Source organism: Chryseobacterium oleae (assembly GCF_900115055.1).
In the GTDB taxonomy this organism is placed as follows: Bacteria; Bacteroidota; Bacteroidia; order Flavobacteriales; family Weeksellaceae; genus Chryseobacterium; species Chryseobacterium oleae.
In genome coordinates this window covers 1,180,528-1,205,974 of sequence record NZ_FOVD01000001.1, presented here as the reverse complement: position 1 = coordinate 1,205,974, position 25,447 = coordinate 1,180,528, and the positions used below count along the sequence as shown (strand labels likewise).

Below are 25,447 nucleotides of genomic sequence, written 5' to 3'. Positions count from 1 at the left end.
TGAGACAAATCTACAAAAAGATTTTTAATTGTTGTATTTAAAATACAACAATATGATTTTAAACATTTATTGGAAAAAGACAGCGATTTCTCCCAAAAAATGCATAAATTTTGATTAACGAATTCTCATGGCAAAACCTTTCAACAGAACCGTCACCTTATTTGGAGTCTATAAACAGCTGGTTCCATTTATCAGACCTTACCGTTTAATGATTTACGGGACGCTGTTTCTTACTTTTTTAGGTGCCCTTGCTGCACAGGTCAATCCCCTTGTATTAAAATATACGGTGGATGAGGTGACTACGCTTACTCATCTTCCGCACCCGATGTCTGAAGGGATTCATATTCTGGTGGTGATCTCGATTATTTTACTTGGAAAAGAATTGCTCAACATTTTCATCAATTTCGGGCAGAAGTTTTATGGGGAGAAAATAAGGATCAATGTGAGTTCCGTACTGGCCCAATCTGCTATCGACAAGATCCTTTCGTACAGAGTAGCCTATTTCAATGATGAGAACCACGAGTCAGGAAAGCTGCAGATCAGGATAGACCGTGGTATTGAAAGTCTCACCAAATTAGTCCAGAACTTCTTTATCGATATTCTGCCTTTATTTTCGAATGCCATCATAGCCCTGATCATTATGTACATGCAGAATGTATATGTCGGAATGGTTTCTACGATTATTGTTCCGATCTATTTTTATATAAGTTCATTGCAGGCAAAAAAACTAGGTGGAGTACGCCGTCAGCTCAGAAATCAAAGGGAAAGAAAAACTTCCGGGTTATTGAATCTGATCAATTCTATTATGGTGATCAAAAGTTTTGTCCGTGAAAAATTTGAAGGTAAAAAACAGTATGACCTCCAGATGGAGTTGATGGAAAGCCAGATGTTCACAAGAAAAACCAACTTTATTTATGATGGGTTGAAAACATTCATCGAGCAGTTTGGAGTGGTTTTAATTATTCTTCTGACTGTGTATCTGGTGTTGGATCAGCAGATGACGATCGGAGCCATTATGCTTCACATTATGCTGTTCAATAATATTTCTGCTCCTATTCGTCAGCTACACAGAATCTATGATGATATGAATGATGCGATGATCTACGCAGAAGGCTATTTTGAGATCCTGAATGCTGATGATGAAAAAGAACAGAACGGAACTTATGTAGAAAAACAGATCAAAGGAAATTTCGAATTAAAAAATGTAGACTTCACTTATCCGAACGGAACAAAAGCTCTGCATGATGTTTCTATGAAAATTGAGAACGGAAAAACTACAGCACTCGTAGGGCTGAGCGGAGCCGGAAAATCAACGGTGATCAATCTGCTCTGTAAATTCTATCTTCCAAATTCCGGAGAAATTCTACTGGATGGAGTTGATTTAAATGAATTTGATAATACTTTTCTAAGAAACGATTTAGGTCTTGTTCTTCAGAGAAACCATATTTTCCAGGGAAGCATTGAAGATAATATCCGTTATGGCGATATGAATGCCAGTTTTGAAGAAATTCAGGAAGCTTCAAGAAAAGCCTACCTGCATGATCAGATTCTGGATCTTCCTGATGGTTATCAGCATGATGCCACTCAGCTTTCGGGAGGGCAGCAGCAGAGAATTGCCATCGCCAGGTTGTTCCTGAAAAATCCACCGATTATTTTCCTGGATGAGCCAACCGCCAGTCTGGACGCTATTGCTACGGAGCAGATCAAGAATTCGCTGGATGCTATTAAAGAAGGCCGTACGGTGGTTATTATTTCCCACTCACTGTCACAGATTTTAGATTCGGATACAATTTATGTAATGAAAAAAGGAAGGGTAGTGGAAAGCGGAACTCATGATGATCTGGTTCAGCTGAACGGAACTTACCGTGAAATCTTTGATGCTTCTGCCAGAAGTTTAAATCTCGATAAACTGGTGAATTCTTTTAAGGATAATTGATTTTATTTTTTTGTAAGGTTTTAAACGCTAGGGCGCAAGGCGTGATTAACAATGAAAATATTTTAAGGCGCAAGAAAATCAGAGATTTTCAGCTATAAGTTGATGATTAAATTGCTTCGTCGCTGCACTCCTCGCAATGACAGCGGTATACTCATTGCGCCTTAAAGCATCATTAGTTGGAAAAACTTTTGCGTCTTTGCGTAGTACCAACTTCAGACTTTATTGATTTAAATGCTTTTTACTCAGCAATCATTGTATTCTGACTTAATTCAAATAAATATCACAAAAGCAGGCTGATTTATATTTTCCAGACGAAAAAAGATTGATAGATTTGCTGTATCAATATGAACGATCACTATCTTAAAAAACTGGACAGAGTAACGGCTATTCTCACACAGCTGCAGTCGAAACCGACAGTAAGGGCACAAGACCTTGCTGCTAAATTTGATGTCAGTATCCGGACGATTTACCGTGATGTGAAAACGCTTGAAAATGCAGGGATTCCCATTATCGGAGAAGCCGGGAACGGATATTCCCTGATGGATGGCTATAAACTTCCGCCCATTATGTTCACTAAAGAAGAAGTGTTGAGCTTTATCACCGCGGAAAAACTGATGCAGAAATTTTCCCACCAAAGTCTTGGAGATCATTATCAGACCGCGATGGAAAAAGTACGTTCTGTGCTTCGGCATTCAGATAAAAACCTGATTCAGAATATTGAAAAACAGATTGATGTTTTTAATTACCACACCCAGCCCGGAGGTGAACTGAAAAACGTAATTCCCACCATTCTGGAAAGTATTGCAGATAAAACACAACTGATCATTGAATATAAAACCGTTGATTCTACAGTAACCAACAGAACAGTGGAAGCGGTCGGTGTTTTCTTTGAATTCAATTACTGGTATATTATGGCGTTCTGTACCTTGAGAAAAGATTTCAGACAGTTTAGAGTTGACAGAATTTTACAGATCCTTAAAACTCAGAATCCGTTTTCACAGGAATATGGGCAGATCAACGATTACAGAAGGTATTCCAATGGAGAAAAAACAAGGGTAAGACTTTTAGTGGAGAAAAAAATAATCGGGCATATCGTTAATTCAAAAAGATATTACGGGTTTATTGAAGAAACGGAGACGGAAAATGGAATTGAAATGACTTTTGATACAGAATGGATTGATGAAGGTTTTCCACGTTGGCTCATCACTTTTGCTGATCATGCGACAGTCCTAGAGCCGGAATCTTTGAAAATGAAGCTCAGACATTTAACGGAAAGTATTTCAGGAAGATTAGAATAATAATAGGAGGGAAGAGGGAATTTACTATTAGACTTGCAACTTCTGGTGGTCATATAATTTAATGAAAGAACCTTGTAAAGAATTATAAAAAAACTTCATGTAGTTGTTTTTTGACTTCAATAACTTCCATCCTCAGGCTTCCTGACTTTTAATAAAATATAAAATTATGAAAACTATATTCTTACGCGGTTTTGTACTGGCTGCACTCGTATATTCCGGGATTCTTTCTGCCTGTTCAGTGTTTTTGCTGAAAGGAAAAGATCATTGTGTGGTGGGATTTAACGAAAACTGGAAAACCATGCCGGGAATGATCGTGGTGAACAAACGCGATATTCAGAAAAGAAATATCAGCTGGGAAAACCTTACAACCGATCATGCAAAGTTTGCTAAAGAATGGACCTCTCAATACGGATCGGTGACTTTTAATCTTCTAGGATACGATTTCCCGTGTTATGGCGTGAATGAAAAGGGGCTTTTTCTGGTTGAATTATATCTTGAAGAAACGACAAAAGTAAACAACCCAAAACAGGCGAATATGTTCTGGGCCCAATGGATTCAGTACCAGCTGGATAATTATCAATCGGTGCAGGAAGTGGTAGATCATCTGAATGATGGACCCAATATAGACTGGTGGCCGAATGCCGCTGGGAGTCATTTCTTTTTGAGTGATGCAAAAGGAAATACCGCCACTATCGCTTTACTCAATGGAAAGTATAAAGTGTTGACCGATAAAGATATGCCGATGCCACTTTTGTGCAATAATCAGTATAAAAAAGATTTCGACAACGCTAAAAAGTTTGATTTCTTAGGCGGACAGGAAAAGTTTGATTTTGCCAAAGAAGGAAAATGGGAAGACCGCTACAACCGGGCTTATTATATGCTTAACAACTATCGGTATGATAAGAAACCGGTAGATTACGCCTGGAATATTCTGAACTCCATTCATGCCGGAGAATGGCAGACCGTGATTGATGTGAAAAACATGAATCTCTATTTCCGTTCGGATCTGAAAAAAGAAATTAAAACTATTGATATCCGTAAACTGGATTTCTCCAAAAATGCTCAGGTTAAATTTCTGGATATTCACACGGAAAGCCTGGGGAAAGTGAATGATCAGTTCCAGGTTCTGACCATGAATAAGAATAATGAATATGTAGAAAAAGGATTTCCGATCGGATATGATAACAAGGAATTCGGAACTTCGGAAACCTTTGTCAAGCTCAAAGAAAATATCATTAGATTCTTTAAAAATATTTTACCGGAATAAAAAAATAAGCTTCGGCTTCACGAAAGTGAAGCCGAAGTTGTAGAAATTTATATAATTTGAATAAAGAAACTTTTACCTGAACTAAAAGACAAAAATCAGAAACAACAAAATCCGGGGTGTCTATATTTAATAAATGGATAATCTGATTGATTCGTCTGGCGATTCTGCCATTTCATCTTTTTGTCTGAATTGAATCATCAATTTTAGTTTAAGCAAAGGCATTAATGATCCTAAAATCTCTCCCAAAAAAAAGGGGGCTCAATACCTAAAGCTCTCAGATACGTATATCCCTGACCTCTGTGGTGAATTTCATTGTCTACGAAGTATAGAACATTCTGGAATACCGGAAATTCATACTGTCCGAATAAATTGAAAGTTTCCTGAAAACGTTCTTCTGAGATTTGGTTGAAATATTCGTTGATCACGCCCGTTTCCTCATCCCATTTGTTTAAAAGTTCTTCTTTTGTTTTCGGGTTGAATCCTTCTTCGTTGTAAGCCTCCATATTTTTATTAACGATTCCCTTTAAAGCAGGTCCTCCGATGCTGATCAGTTCCACCGCCAGTTTAGCGAAAGGTCTCATGCCACCTACGGAAAATTCGAATAATTCTTTTTCCGGGAAAGATTCAATAACTCTTCTTGTCAGGTTTCTGTGTCCCTGCCAGTGCTCTAATAATTGATCTGAAGTCATAAACTGTTTTGTGGCTGTTGCTGTAGTTGTCATAATTGTATTGTTTTAGTTTGTTATTGTTGATACAAAGGTAAGACAGGGGTATGACAACAGTTTGTCAGTAGGATTTTGAGATTGAAAAAAATATTTTATTTCTTTACTAAAATATATAGGTGTGTTTTACCGTTTAGATGTAAATTGCATGAATAAATAAAATGCCACGTTATTAAAATCTCGAAATGAAGAAGTATATTTTGCCTGTTATTCCTGTTTTTTTATTCATCTCATGTAATAAAATTGAAGAGAAAATAGACCAGACTGTTCAGAGAACCACTGAAACTGTACAGCAGAAAGCGCAGCAGGCCGTAGAAGAGACCGTGAAGAAAACGGTCAGTGAATCCCTTAATTCTTTAACCAATTCTCAGGACGTAAAATTTAATCAGGTATTTCCTGATGGAGGAAAGCCCGTGGTTTCAGAAGAAACCGGAAAGAAATTTAAATTTCCGAACGGTTCAGAAGGCTATATCTTTAAATATAAATCAGACATTGCAGTATTGCTTCCTTTCCTTGAAAAGCAGCCTACTTCCGACGAAAATAAATCCGAAAAAACAGCCCGTAAAATAGACGGACAAAGCATCATCGACAAAATAAGTTTTGTCTCAAAATTTCTTCCTGAAAACACTTTTGATACCGGTTTTCTTGAAGATATTAAGAATGATAAAAATATAGAATATTACAGACTGAAAAGGTTCCCGAACAACAGTACAATAATCTATAACCCCAAAACCCAGACCATCATACAATATGTAGAGGTAAATAAATAATTTGTGAGTGGCCGGATTTATCCGGTCATTTTTTATATACAGTCATTGAGAGCCATTCGTGAAGCAGTTCTTTTGAAAAATACATTTTAGAACGGATGAAATCATTTTATTCCACTGTCTGCTATTAAATTTGTCAGACAGAATAGGAAGTTATTACTATTTCTTTTCAGATTATTAATAAGCCACTTCATGTTTTATAAATCAAGTCTTATTTTTTATAGAATAATAATAATATTCATTGCATAAGATGGGAAAGGGATTTTTATTATATCTTTATTAATTGTATTTAATATTTATATTTTCACTAGATTTATTGAATTATTAGCAACATATGAAAAGAAAATCATTCAATAAAAAAATCTATGTATTAGTATTGAGCGGAGCAGGTACTATGGTATATGCTCAGGAAACTGTAAAAGAAAACAATATAGATGAAGTGGTGGTTACTACAGGTAGAACTAAGCCTAGAACCATAATTACATCAGCAATTCCTATTGATAATATTTCGGCAGCGCAGCTAAAATCCACAGGACAAGTTACTTTTGATAAAGCTTTGACGTATTCGGTACCATCTTTTAATTCATCACAACAAACCGTTTCTGATGCAACGGCTCATTTTGATCCGGCAGATTTAAGGGGATTAGGGCCTTCCAGAACATTAGTTTTGGTTAATGGTAAAAGAAAAAATCAAAGTGCTTTAATTTATGTAAATGATACGCCGGGAAAAGGTGAGGTAGGTACGGATCTGAAGAGTATTCCATCTGCTGCCTTACAGAATGTAGAGGTTTTAAGAGATGGTGCATCTGCACAATATGGCTCTGATGCTATTGCAGGAGTGATTAATATTATTCTTAAGAACAGTGTTGGAAAAAGTACAGTCAATCTTTTTTCAGGGATTACTTCAAAAGGAGACGGCTTTAATATCGGAGCAGATTTTAATACAGGAATCAGAGTTGCAAAAAATGGAAGTTTGAACCTTACATTGGGATATTCTTCCCAAAATAAAACCAACCGTGCTGGTTCTGTTACAAAAGATGAACTTTTTGGTGTTGATAATGCCTGGACACAGGCTAATCCTGGTTTAGGAATGATTATAGGACAGCCGGAGACAAAAGTTGCTAATATGTTTGTAAATTTTGAATTGCCAACAGGTGAAACAGGAAAGTTTTATGCTTTTGGAGGTACAACTTACAGGAATGGAACTAGTTATGGTTTGTATAGAACACCCTATTGGGTAAGTTCAGATTTTGGTTTATTAACTCCAAAAGGACAACCTTACAATGGATTTCAACCGGAATTTAAAACAGATGTTTATGATTATAATTTAACCTCCGGGTGGAAGGGCATGTTTGGAAAATGGAGTTTTGATGGTAGCGCTGCCTTTGGCTCTAATGCGGTAGATTATGTTGTAGGAAACACTATTAATACATCTTTGGGTGGAAATTCACCAACCCGTTTTAAAGCGGGTGGTCATCAGTTTAGTAATATTATAGGAAACATAGATATCAATCGAAATTTTGGTGTGTTTGTTTTAGGGGCTGGCGTTGAAGTACGTAATGAGAATTATCAGGCAAAGGCGGGAGAAGAGGCATCTTATATAGGAAGTGGTGCAGAATCATTTCCAGGACTGCAGCCTCAAAATGAAATCAATAAAAATCGTCAGAATATTGGAGCTTATATTAATTCTGAATGGGATGTTACGAAAAACTTGTTACTTGGAGGAACTGTGAGGTATGAAAACTTTAGTGATTTTGGAAATAATGTTTCCTGGAAAGGAAATGCAAGATATAAATTGCTGGATGATAAATTAGTTTTCCGCGGGTCTGTTTCTACAGGATTTCGGGCACCTTCATTACATCAAATTTATTATTCGAATGTTCAAACCAAAATTACAGGGAATACTGTAGCTAATCAGGGTACTTTTAACAATGACTCTCAAATTGTAAGATCTGATCTTGGGGTACAAAAATTAAATGCTGAAAAAGCCTTTAACATTACCGGGGGATTTGCCATAAAACCTTTTAAGAACCTGACGATTACAGCAGACTATTATAGAATAAAAATTAAAAACCGGGTGCTTTTCTCAGGAGATATTGGTTACAAGACCGGTGCTCCGGGTAGTCCGGATATAACAAACCCCGTGGAAGTAATATTAGACAATAATAAAATTACCTCTCTGAAGTTTTTCACGAATGCCGTAAATACAGTTACTGAAGGGGTAGATTTCGTAGCTAATTATTATACTTCCGCTATTGGCAAAGGAAGATTGGGTGTTATTGCTGCTTTCAATTATAACGAAACTAAAATAGTAGATAATATTGCCGTTCCGTCTATTTTGGCTGAAAATGGTTATTCAGAAAACTTTTTTGATAGAAAAGAACAATCCAGAATTACCTCTGCAAGGCCAAAAACAAAAACGATCCTTAGTCTTTCGTATGACATTTCAAAGTTTAACTTTAACCTTAATAATACTTATTTTGGTTCTGTTACATGGCAGCATGCAGCTGATCCTGCAAAAGATCAGACATTTTCCGGTAAGGTAATTACTGACATCGTTTTAACATATAAAATCACCAAAGATCTTAAGGTTTCCGGAGTCGTAAATAATTTATTTAATATTTATCCGGATGTAATAGACAGTAAAGGAGATGTAGTCACAGATCTTGGAGGAAGATTCAAATATCCTTGGGAGGTAAACCAGTTCGGATTTAACGGAACAACTTTCCAGCTAAATGTTAATTATACTTTTTAATCTATAAATAAAAAAACTAGCAGTGCTTTATCATGCTTACCAAAGGGAAAGTAATCCAAAAGATGTAAAAAACCATCTGCGTAAATATTCACTGACATTAATTTCTAATGTCAGTTTTATTTTTTAGATCGAATAGGAAGCTATTCCCACATTTTACTTTTCACATTGTCCAAAATAAAGTATTTTAGTACTATGAAAATTTATACGAAAACAGGAGATAAAGGACAGACCGCTTTATACGGCGGGACAAGAGTTTCCAAAGCCAGTGCAAGAGTCGACAGCTACGGAAATATAGACGAGCTTAATTCATTCATTGGTATTTCTAAAAGTCATATTGAGGATGAAGAGGTTTTGAAGCAGTTGAAGAAAATTCAGTTTGATCTGTTTACAGTAGGTTCAGAAGCTGCCACACCGGTGGATAAATTAATGTTGGCTAACGGAAAATCACGTCTGCCATTGATTATTTCAGATACGGAGATCGAAGAACTGGAAAACTGGATGGATGCATTTGAAGATAAACTGGAACCGCTTCAGTATTTTATTCTTCCCGGCGGTGGAAAATCGGCAACATTTTTACATGCGGCAAGAACCATCTGCAGAAGAGCGGAACGTTCTCTGGTATTCTTAAATGAATCTGAAGAAGTGCGTCCTGAACTGATCAAATACCTGAACAGACTTTCAGATTATCTTTTTGTTTTGGCAAGATACATTTCAAAAATCAATAACGAACCGGAAGAATACTGGAATCCGAATGAAAGATAAAGCATTACTTTTCATTAACGGAGATCATCCAAAAACTTTTCCAGATCCTGATCAATACGGCTTGATTGCCTGTACAGACGGCGCTTTTCATTATTTGAAGCAACTGGGTTTTCCCTTAGATAAACTGGATTTTATTTCCGGTGATTTTGATTCTCATTCAGGATCGGATGAAAATGTATATCAGGATAAATTTATTTTAACGCTGGATCAGGATAAAACAGACTTTCATAAAGCTTTGGAAATTATTCTCGAAAAAGGGTTTACAGAAATTGATGTTTTTGGAGGAAGTGGCGGAGAACAGGATCATTTTTTAGGAAACCTGACGGTAGCATATGCTTTTAAAGATAAAATGAACCTGAAATTTTATGATGAATTTTCTGAATATTATTTCGTTCCAAAAAGTTTTACATTGAAAGGAGTTAAAAATAAAATGATTTCATTGTATCCTTTTCCTTCCGTTGAAAATATAACGACAACAGGATTGAACTGGCCATTGACTAACGGAAGTTTAAGCATCACTTCGAGAATCGGGACCAGAAATTTTGCGGTTGAAGATGAGGTTTCCATTCAGTATGAATCCGGAGATCTGTTGTTTTTTGTTGGTATTAATGAAATAGAATATCCGGAAATATATTGAAACAATTAATACACATATCAGTTCTGCTTATCGCCTCATTTTGTGTTTTTTCCTGCAAAACACAGGATTTTACGCAGCCGCAATATGGCAAAAATGAAACCGGAAACAGCATTGAAATCAAAAAAGTATACAATTTCAGGACAGTAGGAAATATTAAAAATTCTGAAGGAAAAACTTTAAAAGAAGGAAAATTTTACAGAAGCGGACATCTTCATAAACTAAAGAAAAAATCATTCAAAGAGTTGGAAAGTCTGGGGATAAAAGAGATCATTGATCTTAGAAATTCCAAGGAAATTGCAGACAAGCCGGATCATCTTCCGACTGATATGGTTTATAAAAAATATTCTGCTTTTGAAGATGAAGGAGACCAGTTGACACAGGCAAAAAAGCTTGTTTTAAAAGGAAAAGTAAACGGTTCCGATGCCGATAAAAGGATGATTGATTTCTACCGCGAATATGTAACGGAAAATCCTGAAGTCATTAAAAAAATCATTACTGATATTCTGGAATCCAATCAGCCGGTTCTCTATCACTGCACCGCAGGAAAGGACAGAACAGGAATTACGACGGCTTTAATTTTAACGATTTTAAAATTTGATAAAGAAACGATTTATAACGATTATATCCTGTCCAATAATTATCGCAAAAAATTAGTTCTGAAAAGACTGAATCTTGCTGATAACCTGCATTTTCTGTATCCTAAAATGGATGTGAAAGTTCTTGAAAAACTAAGTTGGGTAGAAACCGCTTACCTCGATGCGGCGTTTGATGAAATCAATAAGAAATACGGTTCAATTGATGCTTATATTCAACAGGTTCTGGGTATTTCGGAAAATAAGCGGGAAGAATATATCAGGAAGTTCACGAATTAATAATCTGAAGGGGTTTTCAAACGATGTCATTTTGAAATTTATAATAAATTTAACGCGTAAAAATCAAACTTTTTTAGCAATTTTGCATTTCGTAATTCACTTGTCAAGAAATGAAAATAAAGTACTCGGAACTTATTGATCAGACATTGTACTTTCCTACAGAGGAATTTAATGTTTCTGAGAACAATTTGTTATTTCACGATGTTCCTTTAATGGAAGTCGTTGAAAAATTTGGCACCCCGCTAAAAATTAGCTACCTGCCAAGAATTTCTCAAAATATCCAAAAGGCCAAGAGCTGGTTTAGGGAAGCTTTTGAGAAAGCCGAATATAAAAAGAATTATACCTACTGCTACTGTACAAAATCCAGTCATTTCAATTTTGTGCTTGAAGAAGCTCTTAAGAATGATATTTCTATCGAAACTTCTTCAGCGTACGACATGGATATTGTAAAATCTCTTTATGGGAAAGGTAAAGTAGATAAAAATATCGAGGTCATCTGTAATGGATTCAAGACCGATGATTATCTGGCGAAAATTTCCGAGATGATCAACAGCGGTTTTGAAAATATTACCCCGATCCTGGATAATTACCGTGAGCTGGATAAGCTTACAGAAAGTATTGATACCACGTTCGACATCGGGATCAGAATTGCTTCAGAGGAAGAACCTAAATTCGAATTCTATACCTCAAGGTTAGGGATCGGATATAGAGATATCATTCCTTACTACAGCCAGAAAATCGCCGAGCATCCGAATGCAAGACTGAAAATGCTTCACTTCTTCATTAATACCGGGATCAAAGACACGGCTTATTACTGGAATGAATTGTACAAATGTCTTCGTGTATACGCACGTTTGAAGAAAATTGCTCCGGAAGTGGATTCACTGAACATCGGGGGAGGTTTCCCGATCAAAACTTCTTTAAACTTCGAATACGACTATCAGTATATGGTAGAGGAAATCGTTTCTCAGATCAAAAAATTCTGTGAAGAGGAAGGAGTGGAAGAGCCTAATATCTATACGGAATTCGGAAGCTTTACTGTAGGAGAAAGTGGCGCAAACCTTTATAAAATTATCTCTCAGAAACGTCAGAACGACAGAGAAAAGTGGAATATGATTGATTCTTCATTCATGACTACACTTCCTGATACATGGGCGATCTCCAGACACTTTATCATGCTTCCGCTGAACAGATGGGAAGATACCTATGAAAGGGTGTTTCTGGGTGGATTAACTTGTGATTCAGATGATTATTATAATTCCGAGCAGCATACCAATGCCATCTACCTGCCGGTTTTCAGCGATACAAAACCTCTGTACATCGGATTCTTCCATACAGGAGCGTATCAGGAAACGATCGGAGGATATGGCGGAGTTCACCACTGTCTGATGCCTCAGCCGAGACACGTCCTGATCCAGAAAGATGAAAATGGCGAACTTCAGTATGAAGTTTTCCGTGAGAAACAGGAACCGGAAGATATTTTGAAAATCTTAGGTTACAAATAAAACGACCTTCATTGCGAGGAACGAAGTGACGAAGCAATCTCATCTTAACACTCTTAAAAACTCAATTGTTTCTTAATGTTTTAATTTTTACCATTAAGATTTTTATTAAGGATTAAGAACCGTTAAGAATCTTCTCTTCGCTTCAGATGATAAGACCAATATAAAAACAAAAGCTCTCAAATTTTGAGAGCTTTTTTCATTTAAAAATATTTTGAAAGCTTATCCAGTTCCAGTTCTTCATAATCTGAAACCACAATATCCGCTAAAGTATAATCCTGATTTTTTGAATGTGGACTTCTGTAGGCGGCACAGAAAATCTCAGCTCTGTTTGCAGCGAGGATCCCATTAGTAGAATCTTCAATCACCATGCAGTTGCCTACTGGCTCTTCTGCCATTTCTGCGGCCAAGAGAAATACCTCAGGGTGAGGTTTGGACTCCTTCAAAGCCGCACCGCTTATTTTCCCGCTAAAATACTGCTCAAGCCCGAATTTTTCAAAAACCATATTGATAGTGACCATCGTTGCTGAAGAAGCCAGGATAAGCTTAATGCCGTTCTCATGGTAATGCTTGATGAGTTCCTTTACTCCCGGAATCAGGTCAAACTCTTCATCATTATCGAAATAATCTTTGAAATGCGCTCTTTTGATGGCAGAAAGGTCTTCATGCGTATGAGGCAGACCGTATTTCCCGATGAGTGTTTCAAAGACTCTTTTCGTAGAAGCTCCGGTAAATGAGGTATATAATTCTTCGGAAACAGTAATTCCCAGTTCGTCAAATGTGGTGAAGTAAGCTTTTCTGTGAAGTGGTTCCGTATCTACAATAACCCCGTCCATATCGAAAAGAACAGCTTTTAAGGACATATTTTGTTTTTTACAAAAGTAGGATTTAATATTTAAAAGGAGAAAGTTATGAGTTATGAATTATGAGTTAAAAGAGGAACTGGGCAGGGAAGAGGAACCAGGGCGGTTTCAAAAGGTCAATAGTGAATTTTGCTTCACAAGTGAAATGTGAATGTTAGATTTAAGAACCAAGAACCAAGAGCCAGGATGTCACACCATAATCCTATTAGCTTAATCTCTACGAACCAGCAACCAGCAACTGACAGCCAGTTCGAAACGCTCAAACGCTCTTACTCTCAAACCCGAATCCCGGATCCCGCACCCCGAAACTAATAACTCCTAATTCATAACTCATAACTCAAACAGTATTTCGTATCTTTGCATCGAATATTTCAATCTTTAAATCATTTAAATTTTTAAATAAAACATGAGAACATACGCAGGAATTCCTGAAGAAAATGCAACGTTAGAAAATTCTAAAGTAATGCTGGTAACCGTTCCTTACGATGGAACTTCAACATGGGGAAAAGGAGCTGACAAAGGCCCGGAATTATTCCTTGATGCTTCCGAAAACATGGAGCTTTATGATATTGAAACAGGAACTGAACCTTTCCTTGACGGGGTATATCTGGCAGGAGAGATTTCTGAAAATTCAAGTCCTGAAGCCATGACAGAAGCGGTTTATCAAAAAACAAAAGAGCTTTTGAACAACGAAGGAAAAGTATTTACCCTTTTCGGAGGTGAGCACTCTGTGTCTATCGGTTCTATCCGTGCAGTAGGAGAGAAGTTTGAAAACCTTACTGTTCTTCAGCTGGATGCTCATACAGACTTACGTCCTGAATTCCATGGTTCTACTTCTAACCACGCATGTGCAGTATTTGAAGCGAATCAGAAGCATAACTTAGTTCAGGTGGGAATCCGTTCTATGGATGCTGAAGAAGCTGAATATTTACCGGAAGGAAGAGTGTTTTTTGCTCATGAAATTGCTGTAAATGACAACTGGATCAACGATGTTCTGGAAAAGGTTTCAGGAAATGTGTATATCACTATTGACCTTGACGCTTTTGACCCGTCTATTGCACCTTCTACGGGGACTCCGGAGCCAGGTGGACTTCAGTGGTATCCTACATTGGAATTATTGAGAAAAGTATTTGAAAAATGTAACGTAGTGGCATTTGATATTGTAGAATTAATGGATTCTCCGATGGCTAAGCCAACGGCTTTCTTAGCTGCCAAGTTATATTACAAAATGCTTGCTTACAACCATATTTATAACAACAACTAAAATTCCGCAAGAATCAGATTTTTTCTGCCCTATATTCTTTGGAAATTTGTGAGGTAAAACACTAATATTATGTCCGCACAAAGTCAGATAGATTATAACAGAATTGCTAAAGCGATAGCATATATCCAAAGCAATTTCAGGCTTCAGCCAAGTTTGGAGGAAGTGGCAGAGAATATTCACTTGAGTCCGGCTCATTTTCAGAAAATATTTACGGATTGGGCAGGAACAAGTCCGAAGAAATTTTTACAGTTCATCAGTCTTGAGCATGCTAAAAATTTACTGAAGGAAGAAAAAGCGACTTTATTTGATACCGCCTATGAGACGGGACTTTCCAGTACAAGCAGGCTTCATGACCTCTTTGTAAACATAGAAGGAATGTCTCCGGCGGAATATAAAAACGGCGGAAAAAGCCTTAGCATCAATTACAGTTTTTCCAAAAGTCCTTTTGGATATGTAATGGCGGCATCCACTGAAAAAGGGATCTGCTACATGGCTTTTGAAGACGATAAAGGAACAGCATTGGGAAATCTGAAACATACATTTCCCAATGCTTCTTTTTTTGAGAAACAGGACGCTCTTCAGAAAAATGCACTGTCCATATTCGATAAAGACTGGACAAAACTCAACACGATAAAATTACATTTAAAAGGCACAGATTTTCAGCTTAAAGTCTGGGAAAGCCTTCTTTCTATCCCAATGGGAAAACTTTCTACTTACGGCAGCCTGGCTGGAAAGATCGGAAACCCGAATGCCTCAAGAGCAGTAGGAACCGCCATTGGCAGTAATCCTGTGGCATTTCTTATTCCATGTCACCGGGTGATTCAGTCGACGGGAAATATCGGAGGCTATAAGTGGGGAAGCGAAAGAAAGCAGATGATGGTAGGCTGGGAAAGCTCACATATGTACTCTGAAAATTCTATTCTGCTTTAATCTATTATTCAACCACAAAAGTTACAAAAGGATTACGGCTTATTTTAAAAGATTACGATTTTTAAATAGACAAGTTTAAGTTTTGGCTAAAGCCGATTGAATGTTTTTATTTATAAACCAACGGGCTAAAGCCCGTTCCTATTGATGTAAAGACAGCAAACATATCTATTCGAGAATAGTATTGCAGAATAAAATCTCCGATTTTTAAAAACTTAAGTACACTTTATTCAACGTTTTAATAATAACTCAAAATACTTAAGTGTTAAAAACTTTTGCGACTTTTGTGGTTAAAAAAGCATTTAAAAAGTCATCAATACACTATACTTTTTACAAATTCAAAAACATGAACAGCCTCTTTGAAGAAATATCAGAATATCCCTTGAATATTCTCCCGAATGACGGAACGGTCCACTATTACGGAAAAGTCTTTGACAAAGAAAGATCAGATTTCTTTTATGACTATCTGCTCAATCAAATTCCGTGGGAAAATGATGAGGCGGTGATCTTCGGGAAATTAATCTTAACAAAAAGAAAAGTAGCCTGGTTTGGAGAAAAGGCCTTTGAATATACCTATTCAAAACGGACAAAATATGCGAAATTCTGGACTCCGGAATTACTCGAACTGAAGAAAAAATGTGAGGAAGTTTCCGGAGAAACATACAACTCCTGTCTTCTGAATTTATACCATGACGGAAGCGAAGGAATGGCCTATCACAGTGACGGCGAAAAGGATCTTAAAAAACATGGAGCGATTGCTTCCCTGACCTTCGGAGCAGAAAGAAAATTTTTATTTAAACATAAAACTACCAAAGAGAAAGTGGAAATATTCCTGGAAGACGGTAGTTTACTGATCATGAAAGGAACCACACAGGAAAACTGGCTGCACAGGCTTCCACCGACCACTAAAGTAAAAACGCCACGGGTGAATCTTACTTTCAGAACGATTGAGGAGTAAAAAACGGTGGCTTCGAGTGCCTATAAAAAAATCCGGTCGCTGATTTCTCGAAGCGACCGGATTTTAGATTTTATAAACTGGTATCAATACTACCAGTGTGGCTTAGATTCCAAGCCATCATTATTTTTTATTTCAACACTTCAGCTTCAATAGAGCTGTCATTATACACTTTGATAAAAGCTTTTGTATAATCTGCCTTTGTCGCAAAGTTTGGATTCTCCATAAATTTCTGAGGATTGATCGCAAAAAGCGGCCACCATGTGCTGCTGATCTGGATCTGAATTCTGTGTCCTTTTTTGAACGTATGCATCACATCCTGCAGTCTGAAATTCACGGCTGTTTTTTGGTTAGGGACCAATGCTTCCCCTTTTTCTCTTGAATTTCTGAATCTCGCCGGCATGATTTCGCTTCTTACCATTTGGTGGTAATTAGGATAGATGACACCGTCTTTCTTTTCCTGAGGTTTGAAATCTTCAGGATACACATCGATCAGTTTTACGGCAAAATCAGCATCGGTAGAGGTGGTTGCAATATTCAGCTTAGCCATGATCTCTCCCGCGAAACTCATATCTTCCGTTAAAATATCTGTAGTAAACGTCAAGACATCTGGTCTTCCCACAGCAAATCTCTGGTCTTCAGACATATAGTTTTTAGGTGTAAATCCATTGAAATCTTTCAGGTTATCAGAACTTAAAACAGGATTATTCGGGTCACTGTAGTATTCTGAAAAACCTTGTCCTGCGCTATTCTTCAAAGTTCCGTCCGTTAGGTAGAAATTAACCTTTTGGGCATTGTTTGGAGGATAAGAAGCAAATTCTCTCCATTCTTTGGATCCTGTATCATACATCAGCGCTTCCGGAAGTCCGGCATCTTCTTTTGTATTTCCTTTTAAATAATGATTGAAAAATTTAGTTTCAATATTCTTCTGGTAATACGTGGCAATGCTGTCCCCGAAATAGATCTGGTTATGGAAATGCTTCCCTTGTTCCTGTGCCCATGCACCGTGAGAGAAAGGTCCCATGACGATTGTGTTTTTAGCTTTAGGGCTTGTCTTTTCTATGGTTTTGTAAATATTCAGTGGTCCTGAAAGATCTTCTGCATCAAACCATCCTCCAACGGTCATTACCGCGTGGTTTACATTTTTTAAATGGGGAAGTAGGTTTCTTTTCTGCCAGTATTCATCATAATTAGGGTGATTCATAATCTCAGTCATGAAGAAATTATCCTTGTAATATTTTTCATAACCATCCTTTAATGTTCCCATATCTCTGTAAAACTTAAGACCGTCTTCTGAAGTCTGTTTTACGAAAGTGTCCATATACCACGCCTTGTTTTCAGGCTTTGTCTTCTGAATTCCAAAAACAGGGAAGGTTCTGAAATATCCCAGCATAAATCTTCCGTTGTGAAGAAAGTCATCATTCCAGAAATCAGAAATAGGAGCCTGTGGAGAGGAAGCAACCAAAGCAGGATGCTGTGCCAGTATGCCTACAGCAGTATAGAATCCCGGGTAGGAAGTTCCGTACTGTCCGGCTTTACCATTGTTGTCCTTAACGTTTTTCAACAGCCATTCTATCGTGTCATAAGTATCTGTGCTTTCGTCTACATCTTTTTTGGTTTTGCGGTCCACCTGAGGCGTCATATTGGTGAAAGTTCCTTCACTCATATATCTTCCGCGTACATCCTGGAATACAAAAATATATTTATCCTTCATCAGGAACTTGTTAGGTCCCAGTTTCGCTCTGTACTCAGTTTCACCATAAGGAGCAATGCTGTAGCAGGTTCTCTGCATCAGGAAAGGATATTTGTTTTTGTTTGAAATATCTTTCGGTACGTATATCGCTGTAAAAAGCTTTACGCCGTCACGCATCGGAATGTAGAATTCCTTTTTGGTGAAATTATCTTTTACGAACGTATCCTTCTGCTCGGTACTCTGCGCCCTTTCAAGGATGAAAAAGAAAATAAATAAAATTGAAATATGGATCTTCATAAATAAAATTTGCAGCTAATTTAGAAATAAAATAGCTCCGATATACTACCGATGCGCAATCTTTCAATGGAAAGTACAGAAGAATCCAAAAAAGCAGCTTGATTTACCATCTGCTCAATCTGTCTGATCCGCGGGAGATTTTTACACTTGCCGATTTTACAGATGAAATGGATTCTCTTACTGCATTTTTTTTCCTGCAAATTTGTTCAGCTTCATGCTCAGTGAGAACATAATGTAGCGTTTCAGAATAAGATCTTCACGGTCTTCAATATATGAATTGGAAATGGTTCTTCTGACGCTCTGGTTTTGGTTTAAAACATCATAGACCTTGATCTTGGCCGTAAACTGTTTTTTGTAGAATGAATAGCCCAAACTCGTATTCCAGAAATAGAAATCCTTTTTGAAACCGGGTGCAATATTGGAATTCGTATTGTATTCAAAATCATTTCCGAAAATCAGTCTGCTTTTAAACACATAATTGGTGAGCTCCAGTTTCAGGGTCTGATTGGCTGTGTGTACATTATCTATGCTGTAATTGGTGTATTTTGAAAAATTATAGCCAAGTCGATAAGAAGGTTTTATGCTGAATTTGTCCTTAAGTTCATACATCACATTCAACCCGGGAGTGAGGTTGTATGAGGCATTCGTGAAAAACTGACCGTTAATAAAACCTTTATTATAACTATACTGCAAATTGAATCTCGGACTTATCATCAGTTTATTGTCTTTCCATTTAAACGTTTTGTTGAATCCGGCGCCTACACTCATATTCTTATTTCCACTTATGTTGTCATACGTTACAAGCTGCTTTCCTGCATCATCATATCTTGAATAATTAACCACATCATTGTTTCTGTACGTGAAATTTAGGCTCACGTAATAGTTCATATTCTTAATCAGATTGTAATTATTGAAAAACAGGGAAGAGTTGTTGCTCCATGTGTTTCTCAAATTGGGATTTCCTGTAGACGTCACCAAAGGATTTGAAGTGTCTTCATAAGGCGTAAGCTGTTCTGCGCCGGGAATGGTGAAGGCTGCATAATTGTAAAGGCTCAGCATTTTATTTTCAGAAAACTGATACCTGAAGCTGAAATTATAGGAAGGAAGCGCAAAGTTTTTCTGAAGACCGTATTGCTGGCCATTGTACACAGATTTGACATTCATATCCGAAATATCAAGATTCATCGTTCCCCACAGGCTGAATTTCTTTTTATTCACTTCAAAAGACAGTTGAGGAGAAATTTGGTTGATCTTCTGTCTCAGGCTGTTGGATAAAGGTGAATTGTAGTCAGAATATTGTCCCGAGGCCGCATTGAAATCATTCACATCTCTGGAATTACTGGAAATATTTGAATTATAGGCTATTTCAAAACTTACCGAAGCCGAATCCGAAATGGGTTCCGTATATCCGGCACTGAAATTATACATGCTGCTTTGGTTCCTGCTTCTTGACAGCTGGTTTCTGTTGTCATTCTGCTCAGGACCCTGATGAAATGTAGTCAGGGACTTGTTGAGATTGTCCTGGTTAGACTGGGAAATCGTACTGTTTATTTTAGCATTCAGGGCACGTCTTTCCTTTGTGAACTGTTTTGTAAAATAGATATATGGGTTAAATGAATTACTTTCAGACTCATTACTCGTGTAAGAATCACTTTCGTTCAACAGTCCGTTATCTCTTAAGGTAGAAGATTTTGAACGGCTGATACTGGAACTTTGGCTGTTGTTAAATCTCGGTGAAATATAAATGGTGCTCAAAGAATCCAGTGTAATTTTTGCCGAAGCATCTACATTGTTCTGGCGGGTTTCGCTCTCTCCGGTGCTCTCAGAATGGGTGGTAAGGGTGTATTCCGGAAGAAGGGTGGTTCTGGATGATTTGGAGGCCGTTTCTGTTTCAGAATTGGAATGGCTCAGACTGAAATTGTCCAGATCCATTTCTTTCCCGATTTTGTCATTGTAATTGATTCCGATGGTCGTAGACTTCTGAATTCCTTTTCCTCTGCCGGATGAAGACATTCCGCCCTGCATTCCCGATGAATTCCTGCCTTCTCCCATACTGTCAAATACATCATCGTTGGAGAAACCCTGGGAATTGATATTATTCGATGAAGCGATAAGGCTTATTTTAGTATTATTTTTAAAGTAACTCAACAGTGCACTGCCTTCATAACGCTTGTCTGAGCCGTATCCAAGCATCAATCTGGAGAGCAGTCCTTTATTTTTTTTCTCATCAATATTAAAATTGATGGTCGTATTGTTAGATTTGGGTTTCTTTCCGCTTAATTCTTCTTCTTTCGTCTTGGTCGTGGTAAATTGAATGTTTTTAATGATATCAGCCGGAAGATTCTGAAGCGCAATTTTCCCGTCTTTATCAAAGAAAGGTTTTCCGTTGATCATGATCTGATCTACTTCCTTCCCGTTGACCGTTATCTTTTTGTCGTTGTCGATTTCTACACCGGGAATCTTTTTCAGAAGCTCTTCAATTTTACTGTCCGGACTTACTTTGATCGAAGAAGCATTAAATTCTATCGTGTCTTTTTTGATTTTGACAGGAGATACCGTGATCTTGATTTCGTCAATATTCTGAACATTGTTTTTTCCAAGTTCAATGTCTTCCAAAGTAAGAGACTGACTGATTTTTTCTAACTTTTTGGAATAGGGCGAAAGCTTTTCACCGTTGATTCTTAAAATGGAAGGCTCACTCAAAGCGTCTGTTTTCAGAGAAAATTTACCTTCTTTGTTCGTTGCAGTATAATTGATGATGGATGAATCTTTTTCTTTAAGGAGATAAATGGTGGCGTTTTCCACTGGTTTTTTATCAGAATCGGACACCTTTCCGTTAATGTATAAATTTTGCCCGTACAGGACCATACTATTGAATGCCAATACCAGCAGCCATAAGATTTTCTTCATTCAGTGCTTTCTTTGAAGGCGTAAAAATATAAAAAAACATCCCCGATTGGGGATGTCTGTATTGATTTTTTTCAAAAAATTAATTTCTGAAAAATTATGCTCTTAAATATCTTGAATAAGCATAGCCTTCCTGACCATCGTCAGTCTTTACTTTCCACCAGTCATCAGAAGTCTGCTCGATTAAAGTTACAGAAGAACCTTTAGCCGCTTTTCCTACAACAGCAGCTTCCGTAGAAGGCTCCTGTCTGATGTTAAGGTTAGAATCTTCCGTAGCTACCGTTAAAGCAGCACCAGAAGTTAATCCTGCAACCTGTACATCAATGTTGATGTCTGAAGCAGAATACGTAGAATCGATAGTTCCCAGAGCATTCCATACTGCGTCTTTTGCAGCCGTGTTGGAAGCGCTTCCTGAAACATAAAGGATACCGTCCTGCTCCTGAACCTGAAGATTAGAAATTCCTGCAGACTGAGCTGCTGAAACTACACTTGAATATTTATCTTGTAATGTACTCATCTTAAAATTATTTTACCACTAGGTTATTGTTATACTTTCCGATTTTCAAAGCATCTACAGATTCTTTGATTTTTCTAGCCTGAAGACCAGAAACGTTTCCTGTAAGTGTAAGTTGTCCGTTCACAACCTCAACTTTTACAGAAGGGAAATCTTTAACCGCATCCTGAACTTTTTTCTGAACTGCAGGATCTACAGCAGAAGCAGTTTCAACCGGTGCTACAGCAACTGGTGCTGCTACAGTAGACATATCCATTACCTCTTTTACTCCGTTGATAGCTTTTAATTTAGTGATCATAGCATCCTTAGACTGCTGGTCAGCGAAAGTTCCGCTTAAGTGAGCCACTCCTTCTTTTACTTCTACAGAAGCATTGGGATTAGAAGTCACGACAGTTGTAGCCTGAGTCTGAAGATCGGCATCAGAAATCTTCTTTTTACAAGAAACCGCTCCAAAAGATATAGCTACAGCTAAGGCAGCCATTGCGATAGTTTTTTTCATAGTTGTATATTTATTAATGTTGTTAATACAATCAAATGTAATAATAAAATTTGTACCAAAAGAATAAAAACTCAATAAATGTTTCTTAAATTTTTTGCAATATTTTCGGAATCAGCGATTTAATTTTAATGTATTATAATCTTAATCTAAACTTAACCCGGATTCATACAAAATCTTGTACCAATTGAAAAACTATTATATTTGTGGGAATTGAACTATATATATGAAAGGACAAAATAAACTTTTTATAGCCATTATCGTTGCGCTTATTCTGGGAGTAGGAATTGGAGGGGTGATACACACCCAATATCCTGAAAGTGCGGAACCCTTTTCCAAGAATATCAAACTCCTCGGAACTGTTTTTATCAGACTGGTACAGATGATCATCGCGCCGCTGGTTTTCACCACGCTTGTTGTGGGAATCGCCAAAATGAGTGATATCAAAATGATCGGAAGGGTAGGAACCAAAGCCATGTTATGGTTTATCTCCGCTTCACTGGTTTCTCTCTTTATAGGACTGATGCTGGTTAACTGGCTGGAGCCCGGGCATGTGACTAAACTGCCTATCCAGGATGCCGCTGCTGCAGAAGATCTTCTGAAAAGCAGTAAAGGTTTTTCTCTGGAAGACTTTGTAAAACACATGATCCCTAAGAGTTTATTTGAAGCTTTTGCCACCAACGAGGTACTTCAGATCGTGGTTTTTTCCATTATGTTTGGAGTGGCTCTTGCTAATTTAGGCGAGGACTATTCAAAGCCGGTGGTTAAATTATTTGACATCATTGCCCATGCGATCCTTAAAATGGTAGGCTACATCATGTGGTTCGCTCCGTTTGGAGTTTTAGGATCTATTGCCGCTGTAGTGGCCATGAATGGGTTTAAAATATTTGAAGTCTACGCTGTTTATCTGCGAGACTTCTTCTTTGCTTTAGCCGTTCTTTGGCTTGTGCTTCTATTGGTAGGTTACCTGATCTTAGGAAACCGCCTTTTTGAATTGCTGAGAAGAATTAAAGCACCATTACTGATCGCTTTCTCTACCACGAGTTCAGAAGCTGTTTTCCCTAAACTGGTAGAAGAATTAGAAAAATTCGGTTGTAATAATAGAGTGGTTTCTTTTATCCTGCCATTAGGATATTCATTTAACCTGGACGGAAGTATGATGTACATGACATTTGCATCCATCTTTATTGCACAGATCTACGGTATCGAAATGTCATTGGGTCAGCAGATTACCATGCTTTTGGTGTTAATGCTTACTTCAAAAGGGATTGCCGGAGTTCCGAGAGCTTCACTGGTAATTATCGTGGCTACCTGTTCCATGTTTGGAATTCCACCGGAAGGTATTGCATTGATCTTGCCAATCGACCATTTCTGTGATATGGGAAGAAGTATGACGAATGTATTAGGAAATGCACTGGCTACTTCTGCTGTTTCCAAATGGGAAGGGCAGCTTGAAAATACGCCTCAGGAAGTTTAAGAGTCATGACAAAGGAGTTTTTGCAGCGTCATAAAGAAAATGTTTTCGAAAAAGGCTTCACGGTCATCCATTCGGTTTTTTCTGATGAGGAAATTGAAAAGATCATTGAGGTCATTCAAAACGTGGATACCTCAAAGGAAAACTTCAGAAAGTCTGATGATCTGTTTGCGGTAAGACAATTCTTAAAAGAAGTTCCGGATGTGAAAGATCTGGTGTTTAATGATGCTGTTAAAACCATTGTCAGAGAGCTTTTCGGAGAACAATATATTGCGGTCAAAAGCATTTATTTTGATAAACCGGAAACGTCAAACTGGTATGTCGCCTATCATCAGGATCTGACCATTTCAGTAGATGAAAAACTGGAAATGCAGGGATTCGGACCATGGACGACCAAGAAAAATCAGTTTGCTGTACAGCCGCCTCTGCCTATCCTTGAAAATATCTGTACCATCAGAATCCATCTTGATGATACCGATGAACATAACGGAGCATTAAAAGTAGTTCCGGGATCTCACGCCAAAGGAATCTACAGACCGGAAACCATAGATTGGAACACGGAAACTGAAGAAATCTGCAACGTAGAAAAAGGAGGGATTATGATCATGAAGCCTTTAACACTTCATGGTTCGAACAGAACAACAGGCGGAAGAAGGAGAAGGGTAATCCATATAGAATTTTCTGATATGGAACTGCCACAGCAGCTGAAATGGTCTGAAAAATTGAATTAAAATCCAGTAGTACAATGGAATCAGAGAAAGATCAATTTCCGGCTATTGAATCCAAAATTTCTAAAGGCTGGACTTTGGCTGTTAAAACTGTTTTTTCAATATTCGCCGTATTGACACCCCTGATGACGATTATGATGGCATGGCTTACTGTAGATTCAAAAATCAAAATTGAACTGAAAATTTTAATGGTTCTATTGGCGATAATCGTTACAGCGTTATTTGTATGGCTTCTGATCGTAAAAATAAAAGAAAAACCAAGTTCGAAAATAATTCGGACCGTGGTGGACAGAGCAGGAATTCACTATTACAGTAATCAAGGTTTAGTAAAAACAGTGCAGTACAGCCAACTGATGCCGCATCCGGAGAATGGAAAATATGACGTATTTATCAATCTTGATCAGACCGATACCAATATGGATTTGTGTTATTACCTATCCGATGAACAGTCAGATAAAGTAGTTATAAAAGCATTATCCATAGAAGCAGAATCTGTAATCACCAATGGAAATTCATTAAGAAAACATTTCATAAAAGGAATCGCTTTTTTTAGACCCGACCTGAAAATTTCTCCCGGTGTTTTGGATTTGTATAAGATAAAGTGATAAATTTAAATAATAAAACAAAGCCCTTCGAGTTTTTCGAAGGGCTTTGTTTTTTGGTTAGGAAGACGGAGGAGGGAAGATGGAAGTTACTGTTTGTCGGTCTAGTTCTGATAGTTATTTTATAGATATTTAATCTGGTAAATTTTCAAAAGTTAATAAAGCCGTGGTTCAGTCATTTTAGGGCTACTATTAACTTCCATCTTCCA

At 37.5% G+C, this 25,447-nt stretch carries 21 protein-coding genes; 15 read left to right on the top strand and 6 right to left on the bottom strand.

The window, feature by feature from the left end:
* Positions 1 to 208 precede the first annotated feature (208 nt).
* The 3 genes from BM143_RS05360 (at position 209) to BM143_RS05350 (ending at position 4,501) form a co-directional block, all read left to right on the top strand.
* Positions 209 to 1,936, top strand: a complete 1,728-nt coding sequence (locus tag BM143_RS05360) for an ABC transporter ATP-binding protein (RefSeq protein WP_051891376.1) — start codon at positions 209 to 211, stop codon at positions 1,934 to 1,936.
* A gap of 344 nt (positions 1,937 to 2,280) precedes the next feature.
* A complete protein-coding gene (locus tag BM143_RS05355; RefSeq protein ID WP_090023564.1) occupies positions 2,281 to 3,234 on the top strand; it encodes a helix-turn-helix transcriptional regulator in 954 nt (317 codons plus the stop codon).
* Between the two features lie 166 nt (positions 3,235 to 3,400).
* Positions 3,401 to 4,501, top strand: coding sequence for a linear amide C-N hydrolase (locus BM143_RS05350; RefSeq protein WP_090023563.1), 1,101 nt, complete (start codon positions 3,401 to 3,403; stop codon positions 4,499 to 4,501).
* A 230-nt stretch (positions 4,502 to 4,731) separates the two neighbouring features.
* On the opposite strand, the gene BM143_RS05345 is transcribed toward BM143_RS05350, so the two are convergent.
* Positions 4,732 to 5,223: a DinB family protein gene (locus BM143_RS05345; RefSeq protein WP_090023562.1), complete on the bottom strand. Its 492-nt coding sequence runs from the start codon at positions 5,221 to 5,223 to the stop codon at positions 4,732 to 4,734.
* A gap of 185 nt (positions 5,224 to 5,408) precedes the next feature.
* On the opposite strand from BM143_RS05345, the gene BM143_RS05340 reads away from it, so the two are divergent.
* From BM143_RS05340 to BM143_RS05315, 6 genes are all read left to right on the top strand, one after another.
* A complete protein-coding gene (locus BM143_RS05340) occupies positions 5,409 to 5,993 on the top strand; it encodes a hypothetical protein (RefSeq protein WP_090023561.1) in 585 nt (194 codons plus the stop codon).
* 331 nt (positions 5,994 to 6,324) lie between these two features.
* On the top strand, positions 6,325 to 8,745 hold the full coding sequence (locus tag BM143_RS05335) for a TonB-dependent receptor plug domain-containing protein (RefSeq protein ID WP_090023560.1): 2,421 nt from the start codon (positions 6,325 to 6,327) through the stop codon (positions 8,743 to 8,745).
* A 192-nt stretch (positions 8,746 to 8,937) separates the two neighbouring features.
* Positions 8,938 to 9,507 carry a cob(I)yrinic acid a,c-diamide adenosyltransferase gene (locus BM143_RS05330; RefSeq protein WP_034731935.1) on the top strand — a complete coding sequence of 190 codons (570 nt, stop codon included), beginning with the start codon at positions 8,938 to 8,940 and terminating at the stop codon, positions 9,505 to 9,507.
* The gene (locus BM143_RS05325; protein ID WP_090023559.1) at positions 9,497 to 10,144 is read left to right on the top strand and encodes a thiamine diphosphokinase; all 648 of its coding nucleotides are present in this window, start codon (positions 9,497 to 9,499) and stop codon (positions 10,142 to 10,144) included. Before BM143_RS05330 ends, BM143_RS05325 begins: the two co-directional genes overlap by 11 nt.
* Positions 10,141 to 11,016 (top strand): tyrosine-protein phosphatase, encoded by an 876-nt coding sequence (locus tag BM143_RS05320; protein WP_090023558.1) that lies wholly within the window; start codon positions 10,141 to 10,143, stop codon positions 11,014 to 11,016. Before BM143_RS05325 ends, BM143_RS05320 begins: the two co-directional genes overlap by 4 nt.
* A 110-nt stretch (positions 11,017 to 11,126) precedes the next feature.
* Positions 11,127 to 12,521, top strand: a complete 1,395-nt coding sequence (locus BM143_RS05315) for a type III PLP-dependent enzyme domain-containing protein (protein ID WP_034731926.1) — start codon at positions 11,127 to 11,129, stop codon at positions 12,519 to 12,521.
* Positions 12,522 to 12,721: 200 nt separating this feature from the next.
* Here BM143_RS05315 and BM143_RS05310 read toward each other — a convergent pair whose 3' ends face one another.
* Positions 12,722 to 13,381, bottom strand: coding sequence for an HAD family hydrolase (locus BM143_RS05310; protein ID WP_090023557.1), 660 nt, complete (start codon positions 13,379 to 13,381; stop codon positions 12,722 to 12,724).
* 406 nt (positions 13,382 to 13,787) lie between these two features.
* On the opposite strand from BM143_RS05310, the gene speB reads away from it, so the two are divergent.
* The 3 genes from speB to BM143_RS05295 all read left to right on the top strand — a co-directional run bounded on the left by speB (position 13,788) and on the right by BM143_RS05295 (position 16,530).
* Positions 13,788 to 14,645 carry an agmatinase gene (gene speB / locus BM143_RS05305; RefSeq protein ID WP_034731916.1) on the top strand — a complete coding sequence of 286 codons (858 nt, stop codon included), beginning with the start codon at positions 13,788 to 13,790 and terminating at the stop codon, positions 14,643 to 14,645.
* A gap of 69 nt (positions 14,646 to 14,714) precedes the next feature.
* On the top strand, positions 14,715 to 15,575 hold the full coding sequence (locus BM143_RS05300) for a bifunctional helix-turn-helix domain-containing protein/methylated-DNA--[protein]-cysteine S-methyltransferase (RefSeq protein WP_090023556.1): 861 nt from the start codon (positions 14,715 to 14,717) through the stop codon (positions 15,573 to 15,575).
* Between the two features lie 343 nt (positions 15,576 to 15,918).
* On the top strand, positions 15,919 to 16,530 hold the full coding sequence (locus tag BM143_RS05295) for an alpha-ketoglutarate-dependent dioxygenase AlkB family protein (RefSeq protein ID WP_090023890.1): 612 nt from the start codon (positions 15,919 to 15,921) through the stop codon (positions 16,528 to 16,530).
* A gap of 127 nt (positions 16,531 to 16,657) precedes the next feature.
* On the opposite strand, the gene BM143_RS05290 is transcribed toward BM143_RS05295, so the two are convergent.
* From BM143_RS05290 to BM143_RS05275, 4 genes are all read right to left on the bottom strand, one after another.
* Positions 16,658 to 18,517, bottom strand: coding sequence for a CocE/NonD family hydrolase (locus BM143_RS05290; protein ID WP_090023555.1), 1,860 nt, complete (start codon positions 18,515 to 18,517; stop codon positions 16,658 to 16,660).
* A 177-nt stretch (positions 18,518 to 18,694) separates the two neighbouring features.
* Complete coding sequence (locus BM143_RS05285; RefSeq protein ID WP_090023554.1) at positions 18,695 to 21,427, bottom strand: TonB-dependent receptor; 2,733 nt, start codon at positions 21,425 to 21,427, stop codon at positions 18,695 to 18,697.
* A gap of 94 nt (positions 21,428 to 21,521) precedes the next feature.
* Entirely contained in the window at positions 21,522 to 21,941 is a 420-nt protein-coding gene (locus BM143_RS05280) for an SH3 domain-containing protein (RefSeq protein WP_034731900.1), read from the bottom strand.
* A gap of 7 nt (positions 21,942 to 21,948) precedes the next feature.
* Positions 21,949 to 22,437 (bottom strand): BON domain-containing protein, encoded by a 489-nt coding sequence (locus tag BM143_RS05275; RefSeq protein WP_047449664.1) that lies wholly within the window; start codon positions 22,435 to 22,437, stop codon positions 21,949 to 21,951.
* Between the two features lie 223 nt (positions 22,438 to 22,660).
* On the opposite strand from BM143_RS05275, the gene BM143_RS05270 reads away from it, so the two are divergent.
* The 3 genes from BM143_RS05270 to BM143_RS05260 are packed head-to-tail and all read left to right on the top strand — an operon-like array spanning position 22,661 to position 25,241.
* The gene (locus BM143_RS05270; protein WP_072921861.1) at positions 22,661 to 23,911 is read left to right on the top strand and encodes a dicarboxylate/amino acid:cation symporter; all 1,251 of its coding nucleotides are present in this window, start codon (positions 22,661 to 22,663) and stop codon (positions 23,909 to 23,911) included.
* 5 nt (positions 23,912 to 23,916) lie between these two features.
* The gene (locus BM143_RS05265; RefSeq protein ID WP_090023553.1) at positions 23,917 to 24,639 is read left to right on the top strand and encodes a phytanoyl-CoA dioxygenase family protein; all 723 of its coding nucleotides are present in this window, start codon (positions 23,917 to 23,919) and stop codon (positions 24,637 to 24,639) included.
* 14 nt (positions 24,640 to 24,653) lie between these two features.
* A complete protein-coding gene (locus BM143_RS05260; protein WP_090023552.1) occupies positions 24,654 to 25,241 on the top strand; it encodes a hypothetical protein in 588 nt (195 codons plus the stop codon).
* Positions 25,242 to 25,447 lie beyond the last annotated feature (206 nt).

Coding starts and splice junctions, on each gene's coding strand:
- BM143_RS05360 (WP_051891376.1), top strand. CDS start 209: ATGATTTACGGGACGCTGTTTCTTACTTTTTTAGGTGCCCTTGCTGCA.
- BM143_RS05355 (WP_090023564.1), top strand. CDS start 2,281: ATGAACGATCACTATCTTAAAAAACTGGACAGAGTAACGGCTATTCTC.
- BM143_RS05350 (WP_090023563.1), top strand. CDS start 3,401: ATGAAAACTATATTCTTACGCGGTTTTGTACTGGCTGCACTCGTATAT.
- BM143_RS05345 (WP_090023562.1), bottom strand. CDS start 5,223: ATGACAACTACAGCAACAGCCACAAAACAGTTTATGACTTCAGATCAA.
- BM143_RS05340 (WP_090023561.1), top strand. CDS start 5,409: ATGAAGAAGTATATTTTGCCTGTTATTCCTGTTTTTTTATTCATCTCA.
- BM143_RS05335 (WP_090023560.1), top strand. CDS start 6,325: ATGAAAAGAAAATCATTCAATAAAAAAATCTATGTATTAGTATTGAGC.
- BM143_RS05330 (WP_034731935.1), top strand. CDS start 8,938: ATGAAAATTTATACGAAAACAGGAGATAAAGGACAGACCGCTTTATAC.
- BM143_RS05325 (WP_090023559.1), top strand. CDS start 9,497: ATGAAAGATAAAGCATTACTTTTCATTAACGGAGATCATCCAAAAACT.
- BM143_RS05315 (WP_034731926.1), top strand. CDS start 11,127: ATGAAAATAAAGTACTCGGAACTTATTGATCAGACATTGTACTTTCCT.
- BM143_RS05310 (WP_090023557.1), bottom strand. CDS start 13,381: ATGTCCTTAAAAGCTGTTCTTTTCGATATGGACGGGGTTATTGTAGAT.
- speB (WP_034731916.1), top strand. CDS start 13,788: ATGAGAACATACGCAGGAATTCCTGAAGAAAATGCAACGTTAGAAAAT.
- BM143_RS05300 (WP_090023556.1), top strand. CDS start 14,715: ATGTCCGCACAAAGTCAGATAGATTATAACAGAATTGCTAAAGCGATA.
- BM143_RS05295 (WP_090023890.1), top strand. CDS start 15,919: ATGAACAGCCTCTTTGAAGAAATATCAGAATATCCCTTGAATATTCTC.
- BM143_RS05290 (WP_090023555.1), bottom strand. CDS start 18,517: ATGAAGATCCATATTTCAATTTTATTTATTTTCTTTTTCATCCTTGAA.
- BM143_RS05285 (WP_090023554.1), bottom strand. CDS start 21,427: ATGAAGAAAATCTTATGGCTGCTGGTATTGGCATTCAATAGTATGGTC.
- BM143_RS05280 (WP_034731900.1), bottom strand. CDS start 21,941: ATGAGTACATTACAAGATAAATATTCAAGTGTAGTTTCAGCAGCTCAG.
- BM143_RS05275 (WP_047449664.1), bottom strand. CDS start 22,437: ATGAAAAAAACTATCGCAATGGCTGCCTTAGCTGTAGCTATATCTTTT.
- BM143_RS05270 (WP_072921861.1), top strand. CDS start 22,661: ATGAAAGGACAAAATAAACTTTTTATAGCCATTATCGTTGCGCTTATT.
- BM143_RS05265 (WP_090023553.1), top strand. CDS start 23,917: ATGACAAAGGAGTTTTTGCAGCGTCATAAAGAAAATGTTTTCGAAAAA.
- BM143_RS05260 (WP_090023552.1), top strand. CDS start 24,654: ATGGAATCAGAGAAAGATCAATTTCCGGCTATTGAATCCAAAATTTCT.